At 72.5% G+C, this 11,306-nt stretch carries 11 protein-coding genes; 7 read left to right on the top strand and 4 right to left on the bottom strand.

What is annotated here, in order from left to right; translation table 11 throughout:
- Nucleotides 1-944: M4 family metallopeptidase (locus Q7T52_RS07565; RefSeq protein WP_304801015.1), on the bottom strand; the 944-nt coding region annotated here is incomplete at its 3' end.
- 206 nt (nt 945-1,150) lie between these two features.
- Between Q7T52_RS07565 and typA the strand changes: the two genes are divergently transcribed.
- The 7 genes from typA to Q7T52_RS07530 all read left to right on the top strand — a co-directional run bounded on the left by typA (nt 1,151) and on the right by Q7T52_RS07530 (nt 8,778).
- The gene (gene typA, locus Q7T52_RS07560; protein WP_304801013.1) at nt 1,151-3,040 is read left to right on the top strand and encodes a translational GTPase TypA; all 1,890 of its coding nucleotides are present in this window, start codon (nt 1,151-1,153) and stop codon (nt 3,038-3,040) included.
- Between the two features lie 5 nt (nt 3,041-3,045).
- Nucleotides 3,046-3,435 (top strand): hypothetical protein, encoded by a 390-nt coding sequence (locus tag Q7T52_RS07555; protein ID WP_304801011.1) that lies wholly within the window; start codon nt 3,046-3,048, stop codon nt 3,433-3,435.
- Complete coding sequence (locus tag Q7T52_RS07550) at nt 3,416-4,792, top strand: MFS transporter (RefSeq protein ID WP_304801009.1); 1,377 nt, start codon at nt 3,416-3,418, stop codon at nt 4,790-4,792. The genes Q7T52_RS07555 and Q7T52_RS07550 overlap by 20 nt, the downstream gene beginning before the upstream one ends.
- A 114-nt stretch (nt 4,793-4,906) precedes the next feature.
- On the top strand, nt 4,907-5,239 hold the full coding sequence (locus tag Q7T52_RS07545) for a hypothetical protein (RefSeq protein ID WP_304801007.1): 333 nt from the start codon (nt 4,907-4,909) through the stop codon (nt 5,237-5,239).
- A gap of 13 nt (nt 5,240-5,252) precedes the next feature.
- Nucleotides 5,253-6,257 (top strand): TIGR03617 family F420-dependent LLM class oxidoreductase, encoded by a 1,005-nt coding sequence (locus tag Q7T52_RS07540; RefSeq protein WP_304801005.1) that lies wholly within the window; start codon nt 5,253-5,255, stop codon nt 6,255-6,257.
- 37 nt (nt 6,258-6,294) lie between these two features.
- Nucleotides 6,295-6,990, top strand: a complete 696-nt coding sequence (locus tag Q7T52_RS07535) for a DsbA family protein (protein WP_304801003.1) — start codon at nt 6,295-6,297, stop codon at nt 6,988-6,990.
- A 201-nt stretch (nt 6,991-7,191) separates the two neighbouring features.
- Nucleotides 7,192-8,778, top strand: coding sequence for a fatty acyl-CoA synthetase (locus Q7T52_RS07530; protein ID WP_304801001.1), 1,587 nt, complete (start codon nt 7,192-7,194; stop codon nt 8,776-8,778).
- A 21-nt stretch (nt 8,779-8,799) separates the two neighbouring features.
- Here the strand turns inward: Q7T52_RS07530 and Q7T52_RS07525 are convergent, their stop codons facing one another.
- From Q7T52_RS07525 to Q7T52_RS07515, 3 genes are all read right to left on the bottom strand, one after another.
- Complete coding sequence (locus Q7T52_RS07525; protein WP_304800998.1) at nt 8,800-9,738, bottom strand: hypothetical protein; 939 nt, start codon at nt 9,736-9,738, stop codon at nt 8,800-8,802.
- Complete coding sequence (locus tag Q7T52_RS07520) at nt 9,731-10,324, bottom strand: rhomboid family intramembrane serine protease (RefSeq protein ID WP_304800996.1); 594 nt, start codon at nt 10,322-10,324, stop codon at nt 9,731-9,733. The genes Q7T52_RS07525 and Q7T52_RS07520 overlap by 8 nt, the downstream gene beginning before the upstream one ends.
- A 13-nt stretch (nt 10,325-10,337) precedes the next feature.
- Nucleotides 10,338-11,306: glycoside hydrolase family 6 protein (locus tag Q7T52_RS07515; protein WP_304800994.1), on the bottom strand; the 969-nt coding region annotated here is incomplete at its 5' end.

Below are 11,306 nucleotides of genomic sequence, written 5' to 3'. Positions count from 1 at the left end.
CCGGCCGCCGCGACCGTCGCCGCGGCGAACCCCGCGAAGTCGGTGTCGGGGCGCACCCCGCCCCCGGTGAGCGCGGCGAACCAGACCGGCCCGGCCCCCTCCCACGAGCGGCCGCCGATGGCGGTGGCCGCGAGCTGGAAGGCGTGGTTGGGGATGCCGGAGTTGAGGTGGACGCCCCCGTTGTCGTCGGTGGTCTCGACGTAGTCGTCCAGGTGTCCGACCTGCGGGTCCTGGCCCAGGCGCGGGTCGTCGTAGGCCGTGCCGGGCGCGCGCATGTCGCGCAGCGCCCGCGCCTCGACACCGGGGAGGAACAGCCCGGCGCCGATCAGCCAGTCGGCGTCGGCCGCGGTCTGGTCGCGCAGCCGCTGCACCAGGCAGGCGGCGAACACGTCGGACACCGACTCGTTGAGCGCGCCCGACTGGCCCTGGTAGGCGAGCGCCGCCGTGCGCTCGGTGACCGCGTGCGCGAGCTCGTGGCCGATGACGTCGACCGGCTTGGTGAACCGGTCGAAGAGCACCCCGTCGCCGTCGCCGAAGACCAGCTGGCCGCCGTCCCAGAACGCGTTGACGTAGTCGACGCCGAAGTGGACCGTCGCCAGCACCCGGGCGCCCGCGTCGTCGTAGGAGTCGCGCCCGAACGCCTCCGACAGCAGGGCCAGCGACGCCGCCACCCCGTCGGCCGCCTCGTCGACGGCCTCGTCACCCGTGGCCGGGTCGCCGGCCGAGCGCACCGGACGGCCGGGCAGGTCCTGGGTGTTGTCGGCGTCGTGCACGGTCCAGGCCGGCTCGGCCACCGCCCGCGCGGGGACGACCGCGGCCGGCACGAACGTGGCTCGGGCGGCGCGGATGCGCTCGTCGGTCGCGAGGGTCGCGGCCGCCGCCGGGTCGGTCTGGGCGAGCCGGCGGAGCAGGTGGGGCGGGAGGAAGCAGGGCACGGGGCGCATGAGGACTGTCTACTCGCGACCACCGACATCCGTCACGGGTGACGTACGACGGGGAGGCGGCTCGGGTGCGTCGTTGCGGAGCGGAGTGACCAGGTCGTCACCGCCGACGAATCGGCCCCGCAGCGGCACCGCACCTAGACTCGACAAGGCCCTGGCACCACTCGGGCCGCATGTTTTCTCCCGACCCGACAGGACGTCGTACTGCTATGCCCACCACCCGCGCCGATCTCCGCAACGTCGCCATCGTGGCTCACGTCGACCACGGCAAGACCACGCTCGTCGACGCCATGCTCCGCCAGGCCGGTGCGTTCACCGCCCACCAGGCCGAGAGCGTCGCCGAGCGCGTCATGGACTCCGGCGACCTCGAGCGCGAGAAGGGCATCACGATCCTCGCCAAGAACACGGCGGTGCACTACGAGGGTCCCGCCGGCGGCGGCATGCCGATGGTCATCAACATCATCGACACCCCCGGCCACGCCGACTTCGGTGGCGAGGTCGAGCGCGGCCTGTCCATGGTCGACGGCATCGTGCTCCTCGTCGACGCGTCGGAGGGCCCGCTCCCCCAGACCCGCTTCGTGCTGCGCAAGGCGCTCAACGCCGACATGCCCGTGATCCTGGTCGTCAACAAGACCGACCGGTCCGACGCGCGCATCGCCGAGGTCGTCGACGAGACCTACGAGCTCTTCATGGACCTGCTCGACGACTCGCACAGCCAGGACGCACTCGACTTCCCGGTCGTCTACGCCTCGGGCCGCGCCGGCATCGCCAGCCTCGTGGCGCCGGAGAACGGCACGATGCCCGAGGGCGACAACCTCGAGCCGCTGTTCAAGACGATCCTCGACACCATCCCCGCGCCGGTCTACGAGGAGGGCGCGCCGCTCCAGGCCCACGTCACCAACCTCGACGCGTCACCGTTCCTCGGCCGCCTCGCCCTCGTCCGTGTCCACCAGGGCACGCTCAAGAAGGGCCAGCAGGTCGCCTGGATGCGTCGCGACGGCGAGGTCAAGAACGTCAAGATCACCGAGCTCCTCGTCACCGAGGGCCTCGAGCGCAAGCCCGGCGAGACCGCCGGTCCGGGCGACATCGTCGCCATCGCGGGCATCCCCGAGATCACCATCGGCGAGACCCTCGCCGACCCCGACAACCCGGTCGCCCTGCCGCTCATCCACGTCGACGAGCCGGCCATCTCGATGACCATCGGCACCAACACCTCGCCGCTGGTCGGCCGGGTCAAGGGCGGCAAGGTCACCGCCCGCCTGGTCAAGGACCGCCTCGACTCCGAGCTCGTCGGCAACGTGTCGCTGCGCATCCTCCCGACCGAGCGTCCCGACGCCTGGGAGGTGCAGGGCCGCGGCGAGCTGGCGCTGGCCATCCTCGTCGAGCAGATGCGCCGCGAGGGCTTCGAGCTCACCGTCGGCAAGCCGCAGGTCGTCACCCGCGAGGTCGACGGCAAGCTGCACGAGCCGTTCGAGCGCCTGACGATCGACGCCCCGGAGGAGTACCTCGGCACGATCACCGAGCTGCTCGCCGCCCGCAAGGGCCGCATGGAGCAGATGGTCAACCACGGCACCGGCTGGGTCCGCATGGAGTTCCTGGTGCCCGCCCGTGGCCTCATCGGCTTCCGCACCCAGTTCCTCACCGACACCCGCGGCACCGGCATCGCCCACGGCATCTCCGAGGGCTACGAGCCGTGGGCCGGCGAGATCCGCGCCCGCAACAACGGCTCGCTCGTCGCCGACCGCAAGGGTGCCGCCACGGCCTACGCCATGACCGCGCTGCAGGAGCGCGGCTCGATGTTCGTCGAGCCGACCACCGAGGTCTACGAGGGCATGATCATCGGCGAGAACTCCCGCGCCGACGACATGGACGTCAACATCACCAAGGAGAAGCAGCAGACCAACATCCGGTCCGCCACCTCCGACAACTTCGAGAAGCTGATCCCGCCGCGCAAGCTGTCGCTCGAGCAGTGCCTCGAGTTCTGCCGCGACGACGAGTGCGTCGAGGTCACCCCCGAGGCGGTCCGCATCCGCAAGGTCGTCCTCGACGCCAACGAGCGCGCCAAGACCGCCAGCCGCGCGCGCAAGGGCTCCAAGTAGGTCCGATGGACTACGGGCCGGTCGCGTTCAGCCTGGACAATCAGCTCCCGCGGCTGGTGGCCCACGCCGTCATCTGGCTGGTCGTCGTGGTGGCCTGCCTGGTCGCCGTACGCCGGCCGTGGGCCTGGTTCGGCCTGCCCGGCGGGGTCCTCGGCCTCGGGGTCGCGGTGACCTACGTGGCGGACCACCTCCAGGTGCGGTCCGACCTCAGTGAGCCGGCCGCCCACGTCTTCGACGCCAACAACACCGAGGACCTCGACCTCCCCGGCTTCCTGCTCGACCACGACGTCATCGGCCTGCTGAACCTGGCCGACACCGCAGCCCTGGCGCTCGTCGCCGCAGCCCTCGTCGTGGGCGCGGTGCTGTCGCGTCGTCGTGGCCGACCCGCTTCCTGAGCGGGCGGCCCGGCGCGACCGTGCCCGGCTGACGACGCTCGCGCTGGTCACCACGGTCGGCGCGGTCGTCAGCAGCCTCGGGGCGCCGCTGGTCCCCAGCATCGCCGAGCAGTACGACGTCTCGGTGCCGGCCGCGCAGTGGGCGCTCACGGCGACACTGCTCGCCGGTGCGGTCGCGACGCCGGTGCTGGGCCGCCTCGGCAGCGGGCGACGCCGCCGCCCGACGGTGCTGGCCGGCATCGGGGTCGTCCTGCTCGGCACCCTCCTCGCGGCGCTGCCGCTGGGCTACGGGCCGCTCGTCGTCGGTCGTGCGCTGCAGGGGGTCGGCCTCGCGCTGGTGCCGCTCGCGCTCGCGGTGGCCCGCGACGCCTACCGCGGCGCCGAGCAGGCCCGCGCCCTCGCGCTCCTCTCGGTGACCACCGTCGCCGGCGCTGGGCTCGGCTACCCGGTCACCTCGCTCATCGCCGAGTACGCCGGCCTCCACGGCGCCTACGTGTTCGGCGCGGTCCTCGTCACGATCACCCTCCTCCGCGCGCTCCGCCACCTGCCCGCCGACCTCGACATCCCCGGCCAGCCGGTCGACCTCGTCGGTGCCGCCGGCATCACGACGGGCACCCTCGCGCTGCTCCTCACGGTCAGCCAGGGCCGGGTGTGGGGCTGGACCTCCCCCGCCACCGTCACCCTCGCGGTCGTCGGCGTCGTCGCGATGGCCGCCTGGGTGCGCTGGACGCTCAGACACGAGCACCCGCTCGTCGACCTCCGCCTCGCCGCCCGACCCGGCGTCGTCGGACCGCACGTCGTCGCGCTCGTGCTCGGCATCGGCATGTATGGCCTGCTCAGCCTCTCCGTCGTCATCGTGCGCGCCGACGGCGCGCCCGGCTTCGGGCTCGACCTGGGCGTGGGCGTCGCCGGGTTCGTGCTCGTCCCCTACTCGATCGCCAGCGTCGCCGGCAGCCAGGCCGCGCGCGCCGTCGACCGGCGCTGGGGCAACCGGCTGCTGCTGCCGCTCGGCTGCTCGTCGTTCGCGGCGTCCCTCGCCCTGCTGGCCTGGCAGCACGACCACCTGTGGCAGCTGCTGGTCGCCATGGCCCTCGGGGGGCTGGGCAGCGGCTTCTCGTTCTCGTCGCTGGCCGGGCTGATCGTCCCGCACGTGCCGTCGGCCGAGACCGGCAGCGCGATCGCCTTCAACCAGCTCCTGCGCTACCTCGGCTTCTCGATCGGCTCGGCCTCGAGCGTCGTCCTCCTCGAGGTGTACGGCGGGGACGCCGCCGCGCTCCGGGACACCCTGCTGACCCTGGCCACGATCTGCGTGGTCACCGCGGTCGCGAGCGCCACCCGTCGCCGCACGCTGGTGTGAAACGTTGTCAAACGACTTGGCACATTGGCCCCGGAGCCCCTCACCTGCAGGCGGACGTTGACTGGATCGTTTCAAGCATCAGCTTCGCCACCGGGACAGCCGTAGGGTCCGAGCATGGGGGCAGAGGTTCAGCAGTGGGTCCAGCTCGGCGCGCAGGCGGCCGAGGCGGCGGTGTGGTTCCTGCTCGCGGTGTGGTGCCTCGAGCGGATGCGCCGCGACGTGTGGGCGCGGCTCGCGAGCGTCGGGGCGGTGCTGCTGCTGATCCCGGCGGTCACCGTGACCGCCGCGCGGACCCAGCTGATGGTCGGCGACTCGTTCACGATCCTGCAGAACTACTCGCTCAGCACGCTGCCCACGGCCTACGCCGTCATGCGGGTCGTCGCCGCCGTCCTCCTCATCGCCGCCGTCGTCGTCGGGCGCGGGACCGCGCGTCCCAGCGCGGCCTGATCGGCGCAGGGCGATGCTCCTCGACGTCCAGCTCGACGCGCGACCTGACGTCGTCGCCGAGCGGGCCCGGGCGCTCGTCGACGCGGGCGTCGACGGGCTGTTCACCTTCGAGGGTCCGCACGACGTCTTCCTCCCGCTGGCGGTCGCGTCGCAGGCCGTCGACACCGACCTGATGACCAACGTGGCGATCGCGATGCCGCGCTCGCCGATGCACCTGGCCAACGCCGCCTGGGACCTGCAGCTCATGTCGCGCGGGCGGTTCCGGCTCGGGCTGGGGTCGCAGATCAAGGTGCACGTCGAGAAGCGGTACGGCGCCACGTGGTCACCGCCCGCCGCCCGGATGCGCGAGATCGTCCTGGCGGTCAAGGCGATCCTCGCCTCCTGGCAGGACGGCACCCGCCTCGACTTCGTCGGCGAGCACACCCGCCACACGCTGATGCCGCCGACGTTCGTGCCCGGCCCCAACCCCTACGGCGCGCCGCCGGTGCTGCTCGGCGCGCTCGGACCGCTGATGACCCGCACCGCCGCCGAGGTCGCCGACGGCCTGCTGGTCATGCCGTTCCACAGCCACCGCCACGTCCGCCAGCGCACCCTCGCCGCGGTCTCCGAGGGTCTCGCCGCGGCCGGCCGCAGGGAGGTCGCGATCTGCCCGCAGGCGATCGTCGCGATGGGCCGCACTCCCGACGAGCAGGCCGCCGCCGACGCCGGCGTACGCATGCTGCTGGCGTTCTACGGCTCGACGCCGGCGTACCGTCCCGTCCTCGACATCGAGGGCTGGGGCGACCTCCAGCCCCAGCTCAACGCCCTGTCCAAGGTCGGCGACATCGGCGCCATGGTGACCCTCGTGACCGACGAGATGCTCTCCACCCTAGCCGTGCGCGGCACGCCGGAGGAGTGCGCCGCCGAGCTCGGGCGGCGCTTCGGCGACCTGGCCGAGCGCGTGTGCTGCTACTTCCCCGGGTACGACGCCCCGCTCGAGTCGGTCGGCGCCCTGCGGACAGCGCTGGCGTCGGTCTGACCGGGAACACCCGTCGCGCGTCGGAGGTTCACCACCCGTGCGTATCGAGATCTGGTCAGACGTCGTGTGTCCCTGGTGCTACATCGGCAAGCGCCGGCTGGAGGAGGCCCTCGCGGGCTTCGAGCACCGCGACCAGGTCGAGGTGGTGTGGCGGTCGTTCCAGCTCGACCCCTCCGCCCCGACCGTGCCGACGGAGAACGTCGCCGACATGATCGGCCGCAAGTACGGCGGCGGCCCCGACGCCGCGCGGCAGATGATGTCGCAGGTGCAGCAGGTCGCCTCCGAGGTCGGGCTCGACTTCACCCGCCACGCCGACGGGCTGCACCTCAACACCGTCGACGCCCACCGCCTCCTCCACGCCGCCGGCGATCGCCGCGGTGACCTCAAGGAGGCCATGCTCAACGCCTACTTCGTCGAGGCCCGCAACCTCGCCGACCACGACGTCCTGACCGAGCTCGCCGTGTCCGTGGGCCTCGACGCGGATGAAGCGCGAGCAGTGCTCTCCTCCGACGCCCACCGCGCCGAGGTCGACGCGGACGCCGCCCAGGCCCAGGCCTACGGCGCCACCGGCGTCCCGTTCTTCGTCGTCGACGCCACCTACGGCGTCAGCGGCGCTCAGCCCACCGAGGTCTTCGCCCAGCTCCTCGACCAGGCCTGGGCCGCCCGCTCCCCCCTCACCATGGTGTCGGCCGGCGCCGCCCCCGGGTGCGACGGCGACGAGTGCGCCATCTGACGTAAACCCACGGTGGTCGAGCCGGTCGGCGCGCTAGCGCCGTCCGCGTCGAGACCCCCGCGGCCGGCAGACCCAGGCCTCCCCACCCGGTCCAGCCAGGCCGGTCGGCTGCGGGGATCTCGACACGGGCTCGCCGAGGGCTCGCCCGGCTCGATCACCGTGGTGTCGACCACCGTGGGCGACGCGGCATAGGTTCGAGCCATGACGTCGGTCACGCCGGACATCGCCACCGCCCGCCAGCACGCCCTCGGCGACCTGCCGCGCCGGACGGCGTACCGCTTCCCCGACAAGCCGGCCGTGATCAACGGCGACACCTCGTTGACGTTCGCCGAGCTCGACGCGGTCGTCGACCGGGCGGCTGCGGCGATCGCCGAGGCGGGGCTGAAGCCGGGAGACAAGCTGGCGCTGCTGAGCCACAACTGCTGGCAGTACGCCGTGCTGGTGTTCGCGACCGCGCGGGTCGGGGTGGTGCTGGTGCCGGTCAACTTCATGCTCGGCGCCGAGGAGATCGGCTACATCCTCGAGCACAGCGAGGCCTCGGCGTTCGTCGTCGAGGACGCCCTGCTCGACACCGCGGGCAAGGCGCTCGACGGGCTCGACGTACCGACGCGCGGCGTGATCCACCTGAGCGGCGGCGACCGGCCGGACGGGTGGGTCGACGCGCAGGACTGGTTCGACCACGACGGCACCCCGCCGGCGGTGCTCGTCGGCGACGACGACCCGGTGCGGCTGATGTACACCTCGGGCACCGAGTCGCGCCCCAAGGGCGCGCTGCTCAGCAGCCGCGCGCTGATGTGGCAGTACGTCAGCTGTGCGCTCGACGGCGACTACCGCCCCGACGACGTCGAGCTGCACACGCTGCCGCTCTATCACTGCGCGCAGCTCGACGTGTTCCTCGGACCCGACGTCTGGCTCGGTACGACGAGCGTGATCCTGCCGGGGCCCGACCCCGCCACGATCCTCCAGGCCATCGAGGAGCACCGGGTCACCAAGTTCTTCGCGCCGCCGACGGTGTGGATCGGGCTGCTGCGCTCGCCCGGGTTCGACGACGCGGACCTGTCGTCGCTCGAGAAGGGCTACTACGGCGCCTCCCCCATGCCGGTCGAGATCCTCAAGGAGATCCAGCAGCGGCTGCCCGACGTACGCCTGTGGAACTTCTACGGCCAGACCGAGATGTCCCCGCTGGCGACCGCCCTCGGCCCCGACGAGCAGCTCTCCCACGCGGGCTCCGCGGGCCGTGCGTCGCTCAACGTCGAGACCCGCATCGTTGACCCCGAGGGCTCGTCGGTCGACCCGCTGCCGGCCGGCGAGGTGGGCGAGATCGTGCACCGCTCGCCGCACGCGACCCTCGGTTACTACAAGAACGAGGAGAAGACCGCCGAGGCGTTCGCCCACGGCTGGTTCCACTCCGGCGACCTCGGCTACCTCGACGAGGGCGGCCGGCTCTACGTCGTCGACCGCAAGAAGGACATGATCAAGACCGGCGGCGAGAACGTCGCCAGCCGCGAGGTCGAGGAGGCCGTCTACACGATGCCCGGCGTCGCCGAGGTCGCCGTGTTCGGCGTCAGCCACCCGCGCTGGGTCGAGGCCGTCGTCGCCGTCGTCGTGGCCAAGGACGGCGAGACCCTGGTCCCCGACGAGGTGATCGCGCACTCGCGCTCGGTGCTGGCCGGCTACAAGACGCCTAAGTACGTCGTCGTGGCCGACGCGCTGCCCAAGAACCCCAGCGGCAAGATCCTCAAGCGGCAGCTGCGTGACGAGCACGCCGACCTCGGGTCGTCCCACTGACCCGACGCGGCGTGGTCGGTGCTAGCCCAGCAGCTCGATCCGCCGCGCCCGCAGCGTCCTGAGCTCGTCGTCGACGGTGGCGAGCCGCTGCTCGAGCACCCCCACCAGGTCGTCGACCCGCCCCCGCGTGCTGCTGACCTGGGCGGACGTCCCGTCGATCTCGTCGCGGACGCGGCTGTCGGTCCACCAGTTGTCGAACCAGGTGTCCCAGGTCCGGCTGCTGCCGCCGGTCTCGATGCGGTCGGCGCCGGCGAGGCCCTCGGCCTCGAGCCGGTCGCGCAGGCGGGCGATGGCGGCGTTGGCGTCGCCGATGAGGTCGTCGGCGGTCTCGAGGGCCTCGTACTTGAGGCGGTCGTGGCGCGAGCTGTCGGACCATACGTCCTTGCGGGCGCGGTCGTGGGCCTCGTCGAGCTCGCCGAGGGCCTGGGTCAGCAGCGAGCGCGCGTGCTGTGCGTCGCTGCGGAGGTCGGCCGTGCTCTCACGGGCGGCCTGCGCCGACTCGAGCCGGGCGACGACGAGCGTCAGCTCGCGGCCCTCGGGGGTGTCGGAGTCGAGGAGCCAGGCCTCACGGGCGCGGACGGCCTCGGCCAGCCGCTCGTCAGGATCGCCGAGGTTGCGGACCGAGACGAAGGCGCGGCGGGAGTCGGCGGCGGCGGCCGCGACCTCGCTCTCGGCCGCAGCCAGCGCGGCGGCGACCTCGGCCTGGCGGGCGTCGAGCTCGGCGAGGCGCTCGTCGCGGTCGCCGCGGAGCGAGGCCCAGATCCGGGTGCCGGTGACGCCCTCGAGGTCCTCGACCGCCTCGACGAGCTCGGCGGCCTCGTGCCGGACCTGGCGCTCCTGGGCCTCGGCGTCGTGGCGCACGCGCTCGGCGTCGTCGACCAGCTTCTGACGTCGGTCGCGCTCGCGGACGGCGTCACGGGCCATGGCCAGCTCAAGGGCAGTGCTCTCGACCTCAGACAACGGTCCGTGCTCCCTTGCGCTCGGCCAGCAGGAACGCCGCGAGCCCGCCGCCGAGCGCGCCGAACAGGTGGCCCTGCCAGGAGATGCCGGGCTCGCCGGGCAGGACGCCGAGCAGCACCCCGCCGTAGACGAAGAACAGCACGACGCCGATGAGGATCTCGCCGGTGCTCCGGTTCCAGAATCCCCGCAGGAGCAGGTAGACGAGCCAGCCGAAGATCAGCACGGAGGCGCCGAGGTGGATGGTGTTGGACGGCGCGACCAGCCAGACCCCGACGCCGCCGACGAGCCAGATGATGGCGGTCGCCTGCAGTCCGCGGGCCAGCCCCGACACGAGGGTCAGGAAGAGCAACACCAGCGTGGGCAGGGTGTTGGCCTCGAGGTGGAGCCAGCCGCCGTGCAGCACCGGCGCGAACAGGATCCCGAGCAGGCCCTCGTCGGTGCGCGGGTGGACGCCGTACTCGTCGAGGCGGTGGTCGGCCAGCGCGTCGATGATCTCGATCAGCCACAGCACGGCCACGAACCCGATCGCACCGACACCCGCCACCACGAACGGCGAGCGACGCTCCGTGTCGCGCAGGGTGCTCATGCAGAGAAGGTACTCAGTCGATGAACGGTGAGCTGCGCACGACCGCCAGCGCGCGGTTCAGCTGGAACGGCTCGGCCTGGCGATAGAGCCACGGCCGCCCGAACCACAGGTAGGCGTCGACGTTGGCCTTGGCGAGGCGTCGTACGTCGGCGGGCAGGCCCCAGCGTGCTGCGGCGACGGCGGTGGTCGGCGGGATGCCCAGAGCGACGCAGGTGCGGGTGTCGTTCTTGCTGCGGCACGGGTAGGCGTTGTCGGGGTCGGGCCCGGAGTAGTCGCCGAACTCGAAGCCCTGCCCGTTGTTGGTCGTGTTGATGACGACCTTCTTGCCGGGGATGCCCCGCTCGGCGAGCTCGGCGACGATCTCGGCGCCGCGGCGCACCTCCTCCTCCGTCGGCGAGTAGTGCGTGCTGTTGAGCGCGATGCCGCGGGCACTCTTGACCCCCGCGCGGACCAGGAAGTCGGCGGCCGCCGAGGCGCCGCCCTGGCCGTTGGCCGACGGCCAGTCGCCAGCGCCGCCGTCGATGTAGACGCTGGTGTTGGGGAGGGCGGCGAGCTTGCGGGTCGAGTAGGCGATGAGCTGGGACGGCAGGGTCGAGCCGCGCGGCGCACAGAGCGCGAACGGCCCGTCGGGCTGGAGGATCACGGCCGCGTGGGCGTTGCCGATGCCGCGGGCGAACTCGTCGGTCCAGCGCTTGTAGGACGCCTGCTCGCGGGCGGTGGGGAGTCGCTCGCAGGCGTCGTGCTCCCACGGGACCATCCGGAACATCGCCAGCTGCACGAGCTTCTTGGGGTTGCCGTCCTGGGAGACGCTGACGTAGTCGCGGGTCTTGGCATAGATCGCGTTGTCGGCGATCCACGACCCGAACCACTTGGCCTTCGGGCGCAGCGCGATCTCGGCGAGCGCGGCGCGGGTCGCACCGCGGGAGCGGACGTAGGGGTCCCAGACGAACTCCTGCGAGCCCTTGTAGACCCCCATCGGCCG

The sequence above is a fragment of the Nocardioides sp. genome (assembly GCF_030655615.1).
Classification (GTDB): domain Bacteria; phylum Actinomycetota; class Actinomycetes; order Propionibacteriales; family Nocardioidaceae; genus Nocardioides.
Note: the sequence above shows the minus strand (reverse complement) of the source record. Positions and strands in the feature narration are given on the sequence as shown.